We start from the raw sequence: 20,390 nt of genomic DNA, 5'->3' as shown, positions 1-20,390 counted from the left end.
AAAAACTGTTAGGCTTTGTTATTTCTGTATGAGTTCAAGTTTGAGGAGCCTTGCTTTAATGGCTCCATAAGTACGGGAGTGTAGTTTGGCGAGCTGGGTAATCTTGGTGCCTTCACTGAAACGTTGTGCAAGCAATGAATCTTCTTGTTCATTCCATGCTAAACCCCAAAGCTGGCGCACGCGTGTCGCGTGTGAGAGATGAATATAATTGTAGCATGTCTCGTCCTGAAATAGGTTTACACAATTGTAAACAAAATGGAGAGATATTCCCTAAGCTGACACACGCGTGCCGCGTATGAGAGATGAATAATTTGTAGTAAAGCCCTTCATCTTGCACTGCCCCCAAAAAGTTAGACACTATTTGGGGGCATTTTTATGGCAAAAAACAGAAAGCACGCAATGGGATTTAAACTTCAAGTCATCAACGAAAACTTAAAAGGGTTCTCTATTAATTCTTTATCCAGGAAGTGGGACATATCAACATCGGTGATAAGGAAATGGATTGATCATCATCGTTCAAATGGTGAAAAAGGCTTGTCAGGCTCAATATATTTATTACACAAAGGAATTAAATGGACTGTGATCAGGGCTTATAAAGATAATGGATTATCTTTATGTGATTGTTGTCAGCATTTCAATATTCGTGATCAAAGCAGTATATCTTCTTGGATAGCGAAGTACGAGCAACAGGGTTTAGACGGCCTTAACGAGCAAAAAAAAGGTAGGCCCCAAACTATGAAAAGAGACAATCCCATATTTAAAGAGGCCAAACCGCTTACCCGGCTGGAAGAGCTTGAAAGAGAGAATTTATACCTTAAAGCCGAGATGGATTTCTTAAAAAAGCTCGATGCCTTAACTCTATTAAAACAAACACAGCAAAGGAAAAAGCGTTAGTGGTCTGTGAGTTAAGGCTGCAATATCCATTAGATATTTTGCTTGGTATATCAAAAATTGCCAGAAGCAGCTACTATTATCATGTGAAAAGGAGCTCTGTGCTGAACAAACATGAAGGTGCTAAGAAAGAGATAAAGAAGATCTACGATGATCATAAGGGAAGGTATGGATATCGGAGGATAACCTTGGAAATGAAGAACAGGGGAAGCATTATCAACCATAAAACTGTATTAAAAATCATGGACAGCTTAGGCCTTAAATCACTGATCAGAAGTAAGAAATATGTATCCTACAAGAGTGTTAGGGATGAAGCAGCGCCCAACCTGTTTAAACAGGATTTTACGGCTAAAAAGCCTTATTTGAAGTGGGCTACAGATGTCACTGAATTCAAGGTTAAGGACAGAAAAGTTTACCTCTCGCCGATCATAGAATTGTTTAATGGTGAGATTATCAGCTATAATCTTTCTGAAACACCTACCTTTCAACAGGTATCTGATATGCTGGAGGATGCATTTAAAACGCTTAAAGGGGGCGAAAAATTGACATTACACTCAGATCAAGGCTGGCAGTACAGGATGGCCCGGTACAAACAGATGCTAAGTGAAAAGGGATAACACAGAGTATGTCGCGAAAAGGAAATTGTTACGATAATGCTATAATTGAGAATTTCTTCGGAATCATTAAATCCGAAATGTTCTACCTTAAAAAATACACCTCAGTTGATGAACTTAAAAAGGACATAACGGAATATATTGAATACCATAATAAAGACAGAATCAAACTCAATTTAAACGGAATGAGCCCGATAAAATACCGGGCTCTTAATCCTAATTAATTTTTAACTTCGTCCAACTTTTGGGGTTCAGTCCAGAGATGTCGGGCTTTGCTATTTACTTAGCGAAAGCTCAAATCTGGCTGTAAGAGAAGTAAAAATGGAAATCAATATTCGACGTTATAAAAGTTACCGGGCTTATTTTCCGTATTAATCCAAGTTTAACTTGTTATTCACAGATAACAAACAGTTCCAATCCTGAGCATTATGACGGGCTTTATACGGATTTCCTTCGGGCTTTGTTCGGACTTATGACAATTCCATCCGACTCATCTCCGTTAAAAATCCCATGATATGTTGTAAAAAAGGTAGGCTAATGTGAAAGTATTCCTTATCTTTAGGTTAATCATCCCATAATCTTAAAAAATTATGGCAATATTAAACGACGGAATTAACGGTGTCTTCACCGGGAAAGTTGGAACTGTAGTCGGTTATCAACTTAATGGTAAATGGGTAATCAGGTCATTACCCAAATCAAGCATCAAAAATAGGGTAGGGACAAGCAAACAACAAAACTGTAGGCATAAGTTTGTCCAGGTGCAACATTTCTTATCCAGGGTACTTGGTTTTATCCGTGTTGGATTCAACCTGGAAGGCAGGGCCGGGCAAATTTCTGCTCACAATGCGGCGAAATCATACAATATGCTCCATGCTTTTGATGATGCGGGGACAATCGACTATTCTAAAGTCAGGCTTACACAAGGCATATTACCGGGTCCGCAAAATGCGGCAGTACAAGTGAGTCCGAAAGGTTTGCGCTTTACCTGGGAAAATTCTTATGAAGAAAATACGGAAAGGGCTTATGACCAGGTTATGCTGATGGCCTTTAATGAAAAAAAAGGGCATGCATGTTATCTGGTGAGTGGCAATAGAAGGAAATCCAGAGCGGAAGAATTGGCTATTCCTAAAGATTTGTCAGGCGATCATTACCACGTCTGGATATCATTTATATCCGATGACCGGAACAGCATATCGAATAGTTTGTATCTCGGTCTGATGGAGAGTAAATAGAAATAATCATTCGGTCTTATGATTAAACCTATAATCAGGAAGTTATAACTTTAAACTGATAATATAGTCATATAATTTATTGTTTTAGCTGTATAAACGGCAAGATAAGCGGTTAAAAGGAAGTAGTAGTAGTAGTGGTTTGTCTGTTCCTAAAAGATTTGTCTATCTAACAGGGTACTCAAAATAAATAGAAGTATTAATATTGATCACGGTAGCCCTTATTGGATGATGTCTGAATGGAAAATGGATGGAACGATGGGGGCAAACAAGATTTCATTTCAATTATAAGGTACTTAAGCTTCTCAAAGCATATCCTTAAAAAGTATGATTATACTAACCGTTAAAATTTTCTCAGAAACCCATTAAGCGAATTTAAAGATATCACTTCAAAACTACTGTTCGTCAACAGTAAAGCATCGTTCGTCAAATAGTTTCCAGGCTTTATGCGATTTGAAATAATTTAGCACAAAATCAGAATATGAAAAGAAATTTGATCGTACTGTTATTGATGTTTTGTTTCGGTGGCAGTGCAGTTGCGCAGGTATATAACCTTGGAAACAGTGCGAATCAGCCTGGATGGTATAAACTGGGTAATTTGGTTCTTAACCAGCAAGGTGCAGATGCATCCATTGAGGTCTTCGCCGGGAATGGCTATAATGCAAACTTTGCCCAGCAAGGAGAAACCTATATACATTTCCGAACCAGCAATGAAGTTTCGGAAAACAATGGATTTTTCGGATCGGGGAGTTTTTATGGTACCGGGCGGACAAAGCTGTTGTCGAATGTTACTGTCGTACAGGTAGGTACTAACTCCTGGGATTTTTATGCTATACTCCCGAGTTATACCGGCGGGTATCCAACCTTATCGCTTCATTCTTCTGCAGGCTCGTGGACGCCAGCACTGGTTGCAGCTACTGTTCCTGCTCATTCGGCATCTTTTGCATTAGTGGAGGAATTTCACCTCAGCAGCCGTGCTTTATTTGCAGAAAATGTCGGAATCGGAACAGCTACACCTACAGAACGCCTTTCTGTCAATGGAAAAATACGTGCGCATGAAATTAAAGTAGAAACCAATAACTGGCCTGATTATGTTTTTTCAACCGGTTACAAACGGCTGTCACTTCCGGAATTGAAAAAATTTATCACACAAAACAGACACCTGCCTGGCGTACCTAATGCAAGGGCTGTACAGCAACACGGAATTGATTTAGGAGAAATGAACAGGGTTTTGCTGCAGAAAATTGAAGAACTTACCCTGCACCTGATTGAAAAAGATAAACAAATTACGCATGAGCAGATTATCAACCTCCAGCAACAGAAAAGACTGGAGGCCATTGAAAAAAGAATCAATAAAAGATAGATTTTCTGATACGCGCCCCTGTAATGGTTCATAATGTATCAAACCAGTTGGCGTCAAATGGTTTTCAGGCATTAAAATAATTTCAAAAAAATAATTATGATAAAAAAATATATGATGCTATTCAGCTTAACGCTGATGTCATCGCAACTTTTTGCACAGAATAAACTAGAACATTCAGGCTATGTAGGCATTAGTACGCCAAACCCAATAGCAGACCTGGAAGTAAATGGCAGATTTTTGATAGGCGGTGCAAATCTGGATAGGAACGGCGACTTACGTGATCTTAGTTATCTTTCCAACTCTGGTAAAATGCTGATTGGATGGAACAGGTCGGCAGGTATGGGCGAAACCAATTTCATATCCAATCAGGGCCCGGGTGGATCTGGCGGCTTTAGTTTTTATAATTATACAAACGATGGTGATTTAAAATTACTAATGCTGATGAACGGGAACGGAAATATAGGCATTGGGACTAATCCCGTTAGTGACCGGTTTTCGGTTGATGGCAGGATTAGAGCCCGTGAGGTTGTGGTAACTGATATGGGTTGGGCTGATCACGTATTTGATGATCGTTACAGGTTACCTAAATTAAGTGAAGTGGGCAGATACATTGCCATCAACAAACACCTGCCGGGCATTCCTTCGGCTAAAGAAGTGAGTGAAAACGGAGTCAGGGTTGGCGAGATGCAGGCCAGGCTGCTGGAGAAAATTGAAGAACTAACTCTCCATATGATTGCTCAGGAAAAAAGAATTGATGCACAGGAAAAAGAAATCAAAATCCAAAAGAAACGCAATAATCAGCTCACTGCAGAAATGAGGAAATTCCAGGGCAAGGTTTCTTTGGAGAAACACATACTCGAGAAAAATAAAAGATTAAAATAAATACAAATAAAATGAAGAAGATAAGAATACCGTTCGTTGTTTTATGCTTATTAATATCTGCGCAATCGCTGTTGGCGCAAAGTTTTAATTTAACTGGAGATGGCAACTGGTACAGGATAGCTTCAATTGGAGGTGCTCATGCTCAATTTGAGTACATTTATGCCCATACTACAGCACATCAGCCTTCCATTGTTACAGGAGAGGTTCAGTTTATCAATTCTCAAAGTATCCTGATTCAGCAACACCATGCGATGGGTTACAGCCAATCTAATCTTCCACAATTCGCACTAATCAATTATGGAAATGAATCACAAGTTTGGATAAAGGCTTATCCGGGAGTCAATACCGGTAACTTTACCATCATCAGCAGCAAAAATATTGGTTCATCAATAGGAGAAGTTATGGATGCGGATTTGACTGATAATGGCGGTATATTAAAGATATACCCGCAAATAAGACCTTTTACGCACAGTTTCTATGGAAATATCATATTACCTGAAAGTACATTATCCGTAGGTACGGATAAAGTAGTTGATGGATATAAACTTGCTGTTGATGGTAAGATTATGGCAAAGGAAGTAAAGGTGACGGTAGATGGATGGGCCGATTTTGTATTTGAACCCGGTTATGAAAATATGAGTTTGCCCAAAACTGCAGCATTCATTAAAGAAAATCATCATCTTCCTGGAATGTTACCCGCCAATAAGATGGAAAAGGAAGGGCTATTACTGGGAGAAATGAATAAAAAGCTGTTGCAAAAGATAGAGGAACTCACCCTCCATCTGATAGCTATGGATCAGGAAATTAAGTTATTAAAGAAAAACCATAAGAAAAAGGTTCAGGTGCGTCAATGATCATTAACCGACTTTAAATGATCAGATTATTTTTCAGGCAACTGATTGTTATTGGAATAGCATGTTGCATTATCCATAGTGGTTTTTCTGAAATAGTGGTCAAAAGTTTTTTGATAAGACTCACCTACATTGACCTGAATATTATGAGCCAGTTTAATTCGATACCGGTCTGTACTTGTAATATAGCTGGTATTGATGATGATGGATCGGCTGATTCGCATAAACTGATTGGAATGGCTTAGTGATTCCTGCATGGCCTGCAGGCTGCCATACGGAATGTAAGTTTTATCTGCAGTATGAACTTTGAGATAATTTGATGCACTTTGTATACTGATAATATCTTTGAGCCTTATTTTTACCGACTGGTTCTTTCCACTGAGTCTGATCATTATAAAATCTCCGCCAGATTGGATTTGTTGTATAATATGACTGATAACTTTATTCAACTGCTGATCGTCAAATGGTTTGCTCAAAAATTGTCGGGCATTATAATAATAACCTTCGGCAGCATAATGAATCTGACTGCTCATGAGAACAAGTAAACCTACTTTATGGTAGATGTTTTGAGCAAGCTGAAATCCACTGAAACCGGGCAATTCTACTTCAATAAAAACAATATCAACAGGGTGACTCATCAGTTGAATAGCTTCAAGTGCCGCAATGGCATTATCAAACGATTTCTCCAATTTAAGAAGTGGAGAACAGTTAATGTATTCGGCGAGCTTGGAGAGTGCATTTAGGTCATGATCTACAATTATACAGGAAAAAGGCATTCGGTCATAGAGGTATCTTATGGGGATGACATTTTAAAAAAGAGATTCTAAATGTGCAAAGATATAGAATAGGTTTACTCAGTAACTTAAATGTTTTGCTGTTCGTATAATTTTTTGGGGGGGTTGGTATAAACACTAAAAAAGTAATGTGCAATATTTAGATCTTCGATAAGAAATAAAACTACACAGACAATAACACTCTCATGCTTAAGATTTGTATAATTCCCTTTGCGTATAATATCAGCTGGCCGCTGTGTACATTAAATTTAAGCTTCTTTTTTCTTCAGTTGTCTGAAGATCGCAACTCCCCGTATTCTTTATCTTAATTCTGATATGATAAACTGTTTTGTTTTTGGCGATATTCGCATCATTGAGCTGTTACGTCGTTACATCAACGATTGTCTATTTACCACATTTGTCGGTTATAGTGTCCGGATACCTGAAAATACAGAAACCATTAATACCCATCGCCGGGACATTATTTTTGTTGATACTTCACTTTTAAGCGAGAATGACCTCTGGCTTGAAGAAATAAAACTATCTTCTTCCATCATACTCATTTCGGGATGTGTAGAAGAGGCTTTTGCCGCTTTTGAACATGCTGCATTCGATTATCTGGTTAAGCCTGTTTCATTTAACCGTTTTATGAAAAGCATTAATAAGTTCAGCCACCTAGCCAAACTTGCTCAATCAGTATATGAACCTTTCAAACAGGAAGTAGTAGATTCTTTTTTTATAAAGGCTGATTCAAAAGGTTTTAAAGAAGTACTGATTAAGTGTGATCAGTTGCTTTATATACAGGCTCTTCAGAATTATGTGGTCTTGCATATGGAAAACAACCTGCGTTTTTCATGTCATAATTCGATGAAGGAAATGGAAGATAGTCTATCAGGTTCGGCTTTCAGCCGTATACATAAATCTTATATTATAAATGAACAAAAGATTACTTCCATTGAAGGAAATGTAGTGATACTAAACAATAATGAAAATCATAGGTTGCTGATCGGAAATACTTACAGAAAGGCATTTTTTGAAAAGAAAAATCAAAGGATGATTAAAAAGCGAAGTAATTTGCCTGTAGTGGTGTATACGCAAATTGCCGGTAGTTTATGCTTTTTAGGGTTATTGATTGAAGAATTTCTGGAAGCATCAACCTTTATACTTTTCCAATGAAACGTGAATTGAACATACTGATCCTATTTACAATACCCTTATTTTGGGCCTGTAACGATTTTATTGAACCATCTATTGAACATAGAAATATTTCGCTGCTTGCCCCGTCAAATAACGTCGAAACAAATAGTTACCAGCAAACCTTCTGGTGGAATCCAATGGCTGATGCACTGGCTTACCGGCTTCAGGTTGTCTCTCCTAATTTTGATAGCATAAGCAAAGTGTTGGTAGATACACTGATCAGGAGTGAAAAGTTTGTATATACTTTAGATCCCGGGAAATACCAATGGCGGGTAAGAGGAGAAAACGGGAGTAGTGCCGGCAATTACAGCGATCGTTTTCTGAGGATTTTTCCTTCGAGCCTCAAAGATCAGATTTTGCAGGTTACTTCACCGGCAAATGGTATTTATATTAAAGATCAGTCACTAAAGTTAGCGTGGTTAAGGCTTTTTGGCGCTCAGCTGTATCGGATCCAAATTGATAATAATAATTTTCAGGATGAAAATAAAATGATTTTAAATTCAACCACAGATAACCTTAGCTTTTTACATAATGTATTGGAAGAAGGAACTTACCAATATAGAATCAGGGCAGAAAACGCTACTGAAAACTCTAAATGGAGTAATGTTAGCGCTTTCACATACGATATTACAGGCCCTGCTGCTGTAGTCCTCAAAGCGCCTTCCGAAAAACAGCAGGTGACTCAACCAGTCAGATTAATCTGGGATAAAGTGGCTGATGCCGTGAGTTATGAAATTACAGTATATAAAACTGATCAGCAGACAATTTACCATAAAAATTATCCGCTTAGGTTAAGTTCAACCGAACATACTTTTAATTTGGGCATGGGGGGTGAAACCATCGCCTGGCGGGTAAGGGCTTATGATCAGGTCGGTAACGCCGGGACTTATAGTGAATTCAGGACTTTCGTAATCCAGTGATATGAAAGGGAAGAAAATGACGTATTTTTTAATCTGTTGTGTAGCCTTGGTTTGGGGAATCATTTTCAGGCAGATATTTCTCGGCAGCCAGGATAATGATACATTTCCAATAACCCAGCATGTTAGCCATGAACCTTATTTTAATATGGTTGATCATGCTGATGACAAAGTAAAGCTGGATATGGCTCATGGAAACCCATTCCAGACAACCGCTTTAATGGAAAAGGATATCCTAGCTGACGAGCCCTATGCTAAGCCTTTAGAAATTAAGTCCATAGTGAAGCCGAAAGTGAACTGGTCAGGTATTTCCTACAAGGGACAAATTTATAATACAACTGAGAAAAGGCATGTGGCCATTATTGCTGTTAATGGAAAAGAGGTGATGCTCAGTGAAGGTGAAGGGGCCGATGGGTTAAAATTTATCAAACGTACCGGCGACTCCATTAAAGTGGAGTACCAGCATGCCATTACTTACTTATCCATAAAGTAGATGAAAATTTTTTGTTTAATAATTCTTCAGCTTTTGCTGGTTTTCTTTGCTGCAGATAGTCAGGGAATCCGCTCTTATTTCGATGCTGAGGCGTATGCACATACGATCAATCATGATCTGTATAAAACTGTATTCCATGTCATGCCTTATGGAGAACAGGCAACCAAAGTCAGGTTTAACCGCCATTATGCCTGGTTCGGTGGTAATCAGATTCATTTTACTCAAGGTGGCTTTAGCGGCAGACTCTTAGATGGAGCATATATGGAACACTTTAATGAAAAAGGACTCAAATTACAAGGAACTTATAAAAAAGGACTGATGGATGGCGAATGGAAGGCCTGGCGAACAGATGGAAGTTTAGACTCTATCCTGTTTTATTCATCAGGTATTCCTAATGGAAAATTTGAACGGTATGATGCTGCCGGAGTTTTAATGGAATACGGGAAATATAAAAACGGAAAGTTAAACGGTAAAATTACAAGATGGGTAGCAAGGGATAGCATGCAAATTGTTCGTTACAAAAACGGAAAGCTTTATTCGAAAAGGCCATCAAAGGCGGTTATGATTTTAAACAAGTGGCTTCCGTGGAAAAAGAAGAATTCTGTAACAGCTGTTCACCTTAAAAAATAATCATTTGTTAGATGCTGGGCAATGAACCAAGTGATTGCTGTCAGAAAATAGTGTTATCAGCAGATAAGATTCATTAAAAATCCAGCATTTTATCCAGATTAAAAACAAGTCAAACTAAAATCATATGAATCAGATTAAAAGTATATTTTTTCTATCTATAGGAGCCTTATGCATGCAGTTATTTGCTGCCGCAGCCTTTGCCCAAACTTTAGGAGAGGCAAGTGGAAACTTCGTTGAGATTAAATCTACATCAGGTTTTACGCATAATAATTTTATGAACAAGCAATGGCTGAAACGTAAATCTAATGGTAGCGATTGGTTAAGCACCACTTTAGTTGATGGTATCGGTGTAGATGGTTCTTTTTTAACGCCTGGCGTGGACTCGAAAACCTGGTGGGAGCGAGACCCAGCCACTGGAAACCAAACCTGGGGTACAGGAAATACGGTGCAACTTACCCTTAATGGTCCAATACCAGGTGTTCCAAACCCAACATTGGAGATTAATTCTCAAGATAATGGTTGGTTAATGAGTACAAGAGGCCGGGCTTTTAGTACCGGTAATATCAATGGAATAAAATTTTATTCAGGATATGAAGACGATTATGAAAAATGGTCTGGAATAGCAAGTGTTGCTGAAGATATATACAGTAATCATACAGGATTGACGCTCTACTCAAATAAAACAGAAAAAGTGCGAATAGCGGCCAATGGAAATGTGGGAATCGGAACAACTAACCCGGGAGAAAAACTTTCCATTGATTCTCAGGAGAACGGCTGGCTCATCAGTATGAGAGGCCGGGCACACCAGGCGGGAAATCTTAATGGGTTAAAGTTTTACTCCGGTTATGAAGATGATTTTCAGAAGTGGGCAGGTATAGCCAGCGTAGCGGAAGACGTACATAGCAACCATACGGCATTAACTTTATATACCAATCAAACGGAGAAATTAAGGGTTACCGGAAATGGCGATGTAGGAATAGGCACAATAAGTCCAAAAGAGAAACTTTCAGTAAATGGAAAGATCAGGGCGCATGAGGTGAAAGTAGAAATAACCAATTGGCCTGATTATGTTTTTGAAAAAGGGTATAAACCACCATCACTGGCCGCATTGGAAAATTATATTTCCAAAAATAAACATCTGCCGGAAATTCCTTCTGAAGATGAAGTGGCAGAAAAAGGAATCGAACTGGGGGATATGAACCGCTTGTTACTAAAGAAAATTGAAGAGATGACAATTTATCTTATTGAAATGAAAAAAGAAAATAACAAACAGCAGAATCAGATTGATGCACTAAAAAAAAGACTAATTAATTAAAATATATAGATGTTATGAAAGTGAAAATTTTTTCTAAAGTATGGATCACCCTGGTGTTCGCTGTTTCATTGAGCAGCCTCTATGCCCAGGATCAGGTTATTGATGGTAATTTGTTTGTAGGAAAAGACGAAGGAACAACCTTAGGCGCAGGTAAAAGAATATTATTTCAGGGCGCGATTTCCGGTAACGATGAACTCTCTATCTATCGGTTTAACAGGGCAAACAATGTTAGCGACCTTCGTTTTAATATCGGAGATGATTACGGGAGCGGAGATGATAGGCTTGTGATTGGCACTAACTACTGGAAGGACAATCAATATTATATCCATATGGTTGTAGGAGCAGATGGAAAGGTTGGTATCGGCGCTGAAAACCTGGGTGCAGAAAGATTGGCTGTAAATGGTAGTATCAGGGCAAAGGAAATCAGGGTAGATAATGGAACCTGGGCAGATTTTGTTTTTGATCGGAAATATAAATTGACTTCTCTTTCAGATCTTGACCAATATATTAAAGCTAACCACCACCTGCCGGAAATTCCTACTGCTGCGGAAGTACAGCAGAATGGTATTGTGCTTGGTGAAATGAATAAATTACTGCTTCAAAAAATTGAGGAGCTTACACTTTATTTGATCAATCAGCAAAAGCAGATCAGTGCGTTGGAAAAAAAAGTAAATCATAAATCAGTAAAACATTAATGGTTAAGGCAGGCGCTTTATATCTTTCTATTGTTACTGCTTTTATTATTGCCGTTATCTGCGCATCACTCATTATGATTGCGGCGCATTTCAGGGGGAATTATCTTAAAGATGTGCGAATGGCCAGGCTATACCGCAATATGGATTCCGCAATCGTACTGGCATTGGCTAACGATGATGGAAATAGCAAAGATAAAAGTTATCTTGATCTGTTTGGCGCTCAAACAGACAGCGTGCGAATTGAAAAGGAACATTGGGGTATTTTTACCTTATCATCCATTCATTGTTTTCAGTTTAAGGATACCTTAAGCAGGTCTTTTTTATTGGGATCAGATCACAATCAGGATACTTCAGCTGTCTACCTCAGCGATGAAGACCGTCCTGTGTCCGTAAGTGGTAATACCCGTATTGTTGGAGATGTGGAAGCACCTAAATCAGGAATCAGAAGTGCTTATGCTGAAGGTAAACCCTATAAGGGAAATAAAATCGTATTTGGCGCGGTCAGAAACAGTAAAAGGATATTGCCCGAGCTGGATAAAAAATGGGTGGAGGAAATTAAAAGCCAACTCCATACAGACCCGAAATTATACCCGGAACTTGCAGCAGGTAATCACCACATTTCATTTTTTTTGCCTGTAAAAAAATATAGCATTATGGATGTGAATTTGCAGGCAGATAGTTTGGCTGGTCACCTGATTCTTTACTCCGATACGCTGGTTCATATTGATAAACATATCAAACTGGATAACGTAGTGATATTTGCCCGGAGTATTATAATTGATGATGGCTTTAATGGAAATGCACAGTTATTTGCCAGAGACTCTATTGTAGTGGGTAATGACGTAAAGTTTTCCTATCCATCAGTGTTGGGCGTGATGGCTGGTGAAATAACCGTACAGCCAAAAATCCGGTTGGGTAAAAAAGTGCAGTTTGATGGCATTATCCTTACGCATGAACCTAAGCGGTCGGCCCTGCAAACCATGATTGTGCTGGGGGAGGGAACAGTGGTAAAGGGGGAGATATACGCTACCGGATTGCTGAAGGTGGATAAACACATCAATGTTTTTGGAAAGGTTTCCTGCAATCGCTTTATCATGCAAACCAGCAGTACGATGTATGAAAACTTTTTAATAGACGTAACATTCAACCGAAAAGCCAGATCAGGTGCATATTTGAGCTCGGGGATATTTGGTGGAAATAAGTCAATTAACAGGGTGCTCAGATGGCAGGATTAATAAATAAAAGATTGGAAGGATCAACACTGGTGGAAGTATTGATTGCACTGGTCATTATTATGGCTGTTTTTACTATTGCAACAGCTGTTTTTTCAAATGTGCTGAATAGTGGAGTATCAATGAGGCGGATACAGGTGAATGCCCAAATGGAAGAATTGAGATTGCATTTTCTGGATACTATCGTTGTTGATGAACAACGACTATACATTGATAGCATCGAATACCACGTATCCTTTCTGGATAGTGCTTCAGCAAGTGTTACCCGGGTAGAAATCAGTGCAACCGACCATGGAAAATCAGCCGGGAAAATTCAATTCTTAAAGGCAATACATCCTGATGCAAAGAAAGATTAACGCATATACCTTGATGGAAGTAACCGTTTCCATGTTGCTGGCTGCGGTTTGTATCAGTATTTGTTATTCCGCATATGGTTTAATTAACCATTATTTCACTGACTTCCAGAAGAAAAATGCCATTACCCAGGAGGTATTAAACTTAAATACAACCATGGACAGAGATTTTATCAGGGCAAAGTATATTATTCGGACTGCTGATGGCTTAAGCATCGAATCTCCGGGTCAGCTGATTTCTTATGACTTCAGGAAGCAGGAAGTATTGCGTAACGTATCAGGACTGCATACAGATAGCTTTCATCTTCAGCCGGTAAATGTTCTTTTCCGCTTTAAGGGGCATGAAGTTCAGGAGAGGGATACCATAGATCAGGTGCATCTGAATATCCATATCGATGATGAACGAAAAATTACCATCACCAAGTGTAAACAGTACAGTGCTCAGGATTTATTAAGATGATATGCCTCCGATAGACATTACAAAGATTAAACAGGTACATTCTGTAAAGCAGGATGAGGTGGGCCTGCTTCATTTGCTCAACAAGGATATTTCCTTCGGCAGCTCGAAACTATCTGACAAAAAAAAAGAAGGGTTTTATAATGAGTTAGGTACATTAATCCGTTCGGGGATTGATATCCGTTCTGCATTGGAGCTCACCATAGGGTCATATACTCAAAAAAAAGACATCGCACTTTTCACCTTACTCCAAAAGCAGGTGATTGAAGGACGGTCGCTTTCTGCAAGCCTGCAGGCAGAATCAAAATTTTCACCCTACGAATACTACAGTGTAAAAATAGGGGAAGAGACCGGACGGCTTGGTGAGGTGCTTGGAGAGCTGGCAGGCTTTTACAAGGCAAAAATCAGTCAGGAACGAAAAATAATCGGGGCAATTACTTACCCTTTGCTGGTTCTTTTTACTTCATTCGCAGCCGTATTTTTTATGATCAAGTTCGTAGTGCCGATGTTTGCTGATGTATTTACGCGTTTTGGCGGAAAACTGCCTTTTCTTACGGCCTTGATCGTAAGCTTTTCCAATTGGTTCGACCGTTATATTTATGTTTTGCTTTTCTTTACGGTCGCTGTGGTTGCAGCCTATCTGTTATGCAGAAAAAAGCCATGGTTTAAAAAGTATATGTCCCTTCTGATGCTTCGTATTCCATTGGTGGGTGAAATCACTAAAAAAGTATACCTGGCCCGTTTTGCCAATACCATGCGTTTACTGACGCAAACCAGTACACCTTTACTTCAGGCACTGGCACTCATCCGGCAGATGATCACCTATTATCCGATAGAACATTCACTTTTACAGGCAGAACAGGATATCCTCATTGGAAAGAGTCTTTCAGAAGCACTTTCCAAACATGATTTCTATCCGGCTAAGTTCGTTCAGATGATCAGGATAGCCGAAGAGGTAAATAAGCTGGAATATTTTTTCGGCCAGTTGTCTGAACAATATACTGAAGAGGTAGAATATAAAACCAATGCAATCAGCGGTCTGCTTGAACCTTTAATCATAATTTTTCTGGGCCTTGTTGTAGGTGTGATCCTGATCGCCATGTATCTGCCTATGTTCCAGATGAGCAGTAGTTTTTGATGTTTCAAGGCCATCATTCTTCAAAATTGGTCGTGTTGAAGTCTTTCATTACCAGATCAGCTGCTTTAATAACCTTAACAAGTCAAATTTTTTAAGGTCAGATTATTTTTTTTTAAACCTTAAAAAGCTTAATTCTATTCTTTTTTTATTCTGGAATTTCATTTGAATTGACCTGAAAAAAGTTAGATTTCTGAAAAGTGAATTTACGTTCGTCACTCCAAAACGATAGAATATCACTTCATATTGCACGTTCGTCAAAAAGATTTTACCATTTCTAATTCTCCTATATAAATTAACACTCAGGATAACTTAAACTTAAAATAATAAGGTCTTAGTTATAATTTAAAAATAGGACGCTTTAAGCACTTAGTTTTAAATCGATTTTAAATTTATATAATTCAAATTAAATGATGAAAAATTACTTAAATGGATTTAATTGCAAATCTCTTGTATACATGATTTTATTTACAGCTTTTTGTTTTCCCTTAATTGGTGAAGCGCAAACTCAAGAATCTATTATCCATCCAAAAATAATTCCGCCCTCTCCGGAAGCACAATCATTTATAAAATATGGCGAAATACCAGTTTCTTATTCTACGGGCACACCAAATATTGAAATTTCGATATATGAAATCAATAGCAAAAAATTAAAACTTCCCATCAGCTTGAATTATCACCCGAACATCAAGCCTTCAGACATTGCAAGCTGTGTCGGGCTAGGCTGGAAACTTAATGCGGGTGGGCTTATGACACGAAGCATAAAAGGAAGAGCCGATGAAGCACCAGGTGGAGGGATGCTAAATGTTGGGATCGTCACATTGGAAGATGTTGATAACGGACAGGCCTCATCGGATCTATATTATAAAGCTAAAAATCAATTAGAAGGAAATTATGATAGTTCATCTGACAATTATTATTATTCTGTCGGGAATGGACTCAGTGGGGGATTTGTATACGATAAAAATAAGAATTTGGTAAAGACGTCCTATAGTGATGATAAAATAGTGAGAACTTCAGTGAACACTTTTGAAATAACGGATGATAAAGGAACATTTTACCAATTTAATCATAAGGAAAATACCCTTGAAAATTCTGCAAATTGGGTGCCGGGAAGTTGGTGGTTGACAAAAATCATATCCTCAGATCGTACTGATACCATTTCTTTTGAATATGAGAATTACCCATATACCTATGGCGATATATATGCCTCGCAATCTCTCGTTACCAGAGAGTGTTTCAATGGATATACCGGCCCGCTCAATACTTACGCCAGTATAGCAACTTCTTATATGAGTTTATTGAAGAAGATTACTTTCAAGGATGGGTATCTCAACTTTTCTTATTTAAACGATAGGCTAGACCTAAGGGCAAGCAGACTCAAAGAAATTTCTATTTATACCAACCAGAATACCCTTTTAAAAAAGACGGTATTAAATCATGGTCATTTCTATTCTGGCTATGCAGATAACACCTACAATTACCGGTTGAAACTGACAGGGCTAACGACGAAAAATGGAAATGACGGTATAGAATACTCTCACAGTTTTCAGTATAATGAACAGGATATCTTGCCCCCATACCGTTCACCGACTGATAATAATACTTTTTTTGCTTTAAATGCGCTTGATTATTGGGGGTACTACAATGGCAAAACACAAAATCCAAATTTATTGCCTGTTACTCCATACAGTCATTTGCCTGCTGGTGACAGAAGTCCTGATGAACGGTATGCCAAGGCATGTATCCTGGAAAAGATAGTATATCCAACAGGAGGCTTTACGACGTTTGCCTATGAAGGAAATCGAATAGGAGAAAGTATTGGAAATCCAATTTCTAATTTACTTACGGGGGGATTGAGGATAAGTCAGATCACCACAAAAGCGAGCCCAGAAGCAAGTCCGGTCATAAAGAAATATGAATATGGTAATGGTGTTTCATTAATGCCTTTTGAAAATAATGGAAGATATGTGTATACAGAGGTTTATCAAGATTGTAATTTAAATTGTTTTGGAGAGAGTACGACATATTTGTCTGATGCTATAGTTCCCTTGGCAGATTTTAATGGCAGTCCGGTGATTTATACGGCTGTAGATGAATACCTAATTGGAGATAACAACCAAAATCTCAAAACAAGCTATTTGTATGATGTCGAGCCTGATCAAATAGAAACTATCGAATATCCAAGATATTCATCTGAATATGCTGTTAAAAGAAATTGGGCCCGAGGAAATTTATTATCCATGGGGGTTTATAATTTAAGTAATGGTATTTATAAGCTAGTTCGTACTATAGAAAATTCTTATACTTCTTTAGCAACGACTAGGATTATTACAGGAACAAAATTTTGCTATAAGGTCAACAAAAGCAACTGTAACACTGTTTACATAGTTGGTAACCCAGTAAAAAACTCCTATTTCTACTTTGATGAAAAAGTGGATGTTGGAATAAAAAAGATTGAAAGTACCGCAACCGTAGATTATGATGGTCAGGGAAATCCCATTACATCTTCCGTTCAGAACTTTTCTTACACTTCTTCAAACCATTTATTTCCAACGAAAAAAAGTTTTGTAAATAGCCAAGGTCATGTTGTGGAAACCACTATAAAATATCCCCATAATTATAGTGATATTTCTCCGTATAATGAGATGATCAACAGGAACATGATTTCTTCTCCGATTGATGAGGTCACTACAAATTTAAATCTCAGTAAAGAATTATCCCACAATAGAACCAGTTATGATTATTTTCAGTCTAATCTTATAGCACCTTCTGTATTTGAGTCGTCATATAATGGAGGAAACTTAACACCGGAAAAAACAATTGCCAATTATGATGAATCTGGCAATCCTGTTCATATTATCTTAAAGAATAATCATTCAATGTCTTATAAATGGGGTTATCACAATCAATATCCAATTGTTGAATGTAAAAATGCCGTAAACGGCGAGTTTTTTTATGAAGGTTATGAAGATAGAACGGACGGGACAACCGGCCTGGCGCATACCGGTCAAAGATATGGTACAGGAACTTCAATTTTTTGGACCCCACCAAATGGCCGGAGTTATATGATAAGCTACTGGTATAGGAGTAATGGTATCTGGAATTATTACTTAAGCTCATATAACGGTTCTAACTATACTTTAACCGGAGGCGATGCTTATGATGATGTAATGATATATCCGAAAGACGCCAAGTTAACCACCTATACTTACGATCCTTTAGTTGGTATGACCAGTCAAACCGATCCTAAAGGCATGACGAGCTACTATGAATATGATAATTTTGGACGCCTGAAATGGGTAAAGGATCAGCATGGTAATATTTTAAAGGAAAACACCTATCACTACAAAAATTAAGGCCTCATGAACATACAAATGAAACAGCTGATGGCAGGTTTTTTCCTGCTCATCGGCATGCAACAGACAAATGCTCAATTGGTGGTAAGCCAATATAACAATGAATCCGAAATCAGTGCGCTAAATAGTGTTACCCTGGTAAATGGTTTTCATGCGACTGGTAATGTTAGGATCTTTACTACAGGTGTTAGCTATAAAAATTGCGATGTGCAGGTTTCAAACCCAAGTAATGACCAGAACTATATCCTGACGCGTACTTTTCGCGAACCAAACGTGAACAATAATAATGTAGGCACTATCCGAGGAATCTGCGGGGAAAACCAGACGATCCAGTATTTTGACGGTCTGGGCCGGCCTTTGCAAACGGTTCAGTTAAATGGGACTTTAGCAGGACATGATTTGGTTCAGCCATTTGCTTATGATGCTTTTGGCCGTGAAACAATCAAATACCAGCCCTATTCGGTATGGCAGAACAAAGGTGCCTACCGTTTTGATGCAATCAGCGGCGGCGGGCAGGCAGGTTATTATAACAACCCACCATCAGGAATCAAGGCGACAGCCAGCCCTTTTTCGCTGACGGTTTTTGAGGCCAGCCCACTAAACCGGGTACTGGAGCAGGGTGCCCCGGGCGATGACTGGCAACCGGTGGCGAACAACAATACCGGGCATACCCTAAAAATGGAATATGGTTCTAATATAACTGATGAGGTAAAACTCTGGCAGATCAATAGTGTTGGCAATGGAGCGGTTGCATCGGTTTATCTATCCGGAACGTTATATAAGACCATCAGCAAGGATGAGAACTGGAAAGCAGATGATCTAAAAGCCGGCACTACTGAAGAATTCAAAGATTTTGAAGGTCGTGTGGTGCTTAAACGAATCTGGGAAAGCGATAATAAAAGTTTAAGTACCTATTACGTTTATGACGACCTTAGTAACCTGCAATATGTGCTTCCTCCAGCGGTAAATGAGAACGGACAAAATCCGGTGAGCAGTTTTGATGAAACACAGGATGCTTTTAATCATTTTATTTATGGTTATCATTATGATGGCAGAAAAAGGGTGATCAGGAAAAAAGTGCCTGGCAAAGGATGGGAAGAACTAATTTATAACCCACTTGACCAGGTGGTATTTACCCAGGATGCGATTCAGGCCGGAAGCCAGGAGCGTTCATTTACTAAATATGATGCTTTAGGTAGAGTAACAATGAATGGAGTAGAAAGTGGCCATGGAAGAACACGTGAGAGCATCCAGGAAGAAATCAACAATTACCAGGGTGTTTATTATGATTCGAGAAGTACAGCCAATCCTGAGGGTCATGGCTATGATTATGCCAGTACGCCGGCTTACTGGCCAAAGATGCGGGTAGATGTGGTTAACTATTATGATAATTATGAAAATATACCCAATCTTCCAAACAATGAATCTGGCAGTTATAGCGGTATGACTAAAGGATTATTAACTGCGCAAAAGGTTAGGGTTTTGGGGACAGATGATTTCCTCTGGACGGTAAACTATTACGATAATGAAGGCAGGGTGGTTAAGGTCTATAAACAGCATTACCTTTCAGGAAGCATTAGCGCATCGAACTATGATGATATTACCAATAGCTATAGTTTTGTTGGCGAGCTTAATTCAAGTACCCGGGTTCACCATGCCAATGGTGCTGCCACTACGATTACAGACCGTTATGAATATGATCACACCGGGCGCCAATTAGCTACCTTTCAAAAGATCAACGATCAGGCAGAGGTTGTTTTAGCACACCAGGTTTACAATGAATTAGGGCAGTTGAAAGAAAAGAAACTACATAACGACCATCAGTCAACAGCATTTGCCGATAATGAACGCGGCTGGATGACGGGAAGCAGTAGCAATGAATTCAGTATGGAACTGCGGTACAATGAGAATATCACAGGTGAGGCAGATGCGCAGTTCAATGGCAACATTGCCAACCAGCTTTGGGGGCAGGGAAACAGTCTTCCTTACAGTTTCAGCTACAGG

Annotated in this window: 20 protein-coding genes; 19 read left to right on the top strand and 1 reads right to left on the bottom strand. The window is 38.8% G+C overall.

Features of this window, described 5'->3' with window-relative positions:
- The first annotated feature begins 375 nt into the window (after nucleotides 1-375).
- The 7 genes from CBW18_RS19860 (at nucleotide 376) to CBW18_RS19830 (ending at nucleotide 5,833) form a co-directional block, all read left to right on the top strand.
- Nucleotides 376-894, top strand: coding sequence for a helix-turn-helix domain-containing protein (locus tag CBW18_RS19860; protein WP_088303117.1), 519 nt, complete (start codon nucleotides 376-378; stop codon nucleotides 892-894).
- Nucleotides 861-1,508, top strand: coding sequence for an IS3 family transposase (locus CBW18_RS19855; RefSeq protein ID WP_140418723.1), 648 nt, complete (start codon nucleotides 861-863; stop codon nucleotides 1,506-1,508). The genes CBW18_RS19860 and CBW18_RS19855 overlap by 34 nt, the downstream gene beginning before the upstream one ends.
- 8 nt (nucleotides 1,509-1,516) lie before the next feature.
- Nucleotides 1,517-1,729 carry an IS3 family transposase gene (locus tag CBW18_RS21910; RefSeq protein ID WP_088303115.1) on the top strand — a complete coding sequence of 71 codons (213 nt, stop codon included), beginning with the start codon at nucleotides 1,517-1,519 and terminating at the stop codon, nucleotides 1,727-1,729.
- 366 nt (nucleotides 1,730-2,095) lie between these two features.
- Nucleotides 2,096-2,737 (top strand): DUF6266 family protein, encoded by a 642-nt coding sequence (locus tag CBW18_RS19845; RefSeq protein WP_088303114.1) that lies wholly within the window; start codon nucleotides 2,096-2,098, stop codon nucleotides 2,735-2,737.
- 478 nt (nucleotides 2,738-3,215) lie between these two features.
- A complete protein-coding gene (locus tag CBW18_RS19840) occupies nucleotides 3,216-4,097 on the top strand; it encodes a hypothetical protein (protein WP_088303113.1) in 882 nt (293 codons plus the stop codon).
- Between the two features lie 96 nt (nucleotides 4,098-4,193).
- Nucleotides 4,194-4,979 carry a hypothetical protein gene (locus CBW18_RS19835; RefSeq protein ID WP_088303112.1) on the top strand — a complete coding sequence of 262 codons (786 nt, stop codon included), beginning with the start codon at nucleotides 4,194-4,196 and terminating at the stop codon, nucleotides 4,977-4,979.
- Between the two features lie 11 nt (nucleotides 4,980-4,990).
- Nucleotides 4,991-5,833, top strand: coding sequence for a hypothetical protein (locus tag CBW18_RS19830; RefSeq protein ID WP_140418722.1), 843 nt, complete (start codon nucleotides 4,991-4,993; stop codon nucleotides 5,831-5,833).
- A gap of 26 nt (nucleotides 5,834-5,859) precedes the next feature.
- Here the strand turns inward: CBW18_RS19830 and CBW18_RS19825 are convergent, their stop codons facing one another.
- A complete protein-coding gene (locus CBW18_RS19825) occupies nucleotides 5,860-6,606 on the bottom strand; it encodes a LytTR family DNA-binding domain-containing protein (protein ID WP_088303110.1) in 747 nt (248 codons plus the stop codon).
- 333 nt (nucleotides 6,607-6,939) lie between these two features.
- Between CBW18_RS19825 and CBW18_RS19820 the strand changes: the two genes are divergently transcribed.
- The 12 genes from CBW18_RS19820 to CBW18_RS19765 all read left to right on the top strand — a co-directional run.
- Nucleotides 6,940-7,779 (top strand): LytTR family DNA-binding domain-containing protein, encoded by an 840-nt coding sequence (locus tag CBW18_RS19820; protein WP_088303109.1) that lies wholly within the window; start codon nucleotides 6,940-6,942, stop codon nucleotides 7,777-7,779.
- Nucleotides 7,776-8,720: a hypothetical protein gene (locus CBW18_RS19815; RefSeq protein ID WP_088303108.1), complete on the top strand. Its 945-nt coding sequence runs from the start codon at nucleotides 7,776-7,778 to the stop codon at nucleotides 8,718-8,720. The genes CBW18_RS19820 and CBW18_RS19815 overlap by 4 nt, the downstream gene beginning before the upstream one ends.
- Nucleotide 8,721: 1 nt before the next feature.
- Nucleotides 8,722-9,210, top strand: a complete 489-nt coding sequence (locus CBW18_RS19810) for a hypothetical protein (protein WP_088303107.1) — start codon at nucleotides 8,722-8,724, stop codon at nucleotides 9,208-9,210.
- Nucleotides 9,211-9,840 carry a toxin-antitoxin system YwqK family antitoxin gene (locus tag CBW18_RS19805; RefSeq protein WP_088303106.1) on the top strand — a complete coding sequence of 210 codons (630 nt, stop codon included), beginning with the start codon at nucleotides 9,211-9,213 and terminating at the stop codon, nucleotides 9,838-9,840. It abuts the gene before it with no gap.
- A gap of 124 nt (nucleotides 9,841-9,964) precedes the next feature.
- Entirely contained in the window at nucleotides 9,965-11,155 is a 1,191-nt protein-coding gene (locus CBW18_RS19800; RefSeq protein WP_140418721.1) for a hypothetical protein, read from the top strand.
- Between the two features lie 14 nt (nucleotides 11,156-11,169).
- Entirely contained in the window at nucleotides 11,170-11,850 is a 681-nt protein-coding gene (locus CBW18_RS19795) for a hypothetical protein (protein ID WP_088303104.1), read from the top strand.
- The gene (locus CBW18_RS19790; RefSeq protein WP_088303103.1) at nucleotides 11,850-13,085 is read left to right on the top strand and encodes a hypothetical protein; all 1,236 of its coding nucleotides are present in this window, start codon (nucleotides 11,850-11,852) and stop codon (nucleotides 13,083-13,085) included. The genes CBW18_RS19795 and CBW18_RS19790 overlap by 1 nt, the downstream gene beginning before the upstream one ends.
- A complete protein-coding gene (locus CBW18_RS19785; RefSeq protein ID WP_088303102.1) occupies nucleotides 13,073-13,438 on the top strand; it encodes a type II secretion system protein J in 366 nt (121 codons plus the stop codon). Before CBW18_RS19790 ends, CBW18_RS19785 begins: the two co-directional genes overlap by 13 nt.
- The gene (locus CBW18_RS19780) at nucleotides 13,422-13,895 is read left to right on the top strand and encodes a hypothetical protein (protein ID WP_088303101.1); all 474 of its coding nucleotides are present in this window, start codon (nucleotides 13,422-13,424) and stop codon (nucleotides 13,893-13,895) included. The genes CBW18_RS19785 and CBW18_RS19780 overlap by 17 nt, the downstream gene beginning before the upstream one ends.
- A gap of 1 nt (nucleotide 13,896) precedes the next feature.
- Nucleotides 13,897-15,030, top strand: a complete 1,134-nt coding sequence (locus tag CBW18_RS19775; RefSeq protein ID WP_088303100.1) for a type II secretion system F family protein — start codon at nucleotides 13,897-13,899, stop codon at nucleotides 15,028-15,030.
- Between the two features lie 407 nt (nucleotides 15,031-15,437).
- Nucleotides 15,438-18,386, top strand: coding sequence for a hypothetical protein (locus CBW18_RS19770; protein ID WP_088303099.1), 2,949 nt, complete (start codon nucleotides 15,438-15,440; stop codon nucleotides 18,384-18,386).
- 6 nt (nucleotides 18,387-18,392) lie between these two features.
- Nucleotides 18,393-20,390: DUF6443 domain-containing protein (locus tag CBW18_RS19765; protein ID WP_253249094.1), on the top strand; the 1,998-nt coding region annotated here is incomplete at its 3' end.

It is taken from the genome of Pedobacter sp. AJM (assembly GCF_002197755.1).
In the GTDB taxonomy this organism is placed as follows: Bacteria; Bacteroidota; Bacteroidia; order Sphingobacteriales; family Sphingobacteriaceae; genus Pedobacter.
This window is presented reverse-complemented; position numbering and strand designations above follow the sequence as displayed.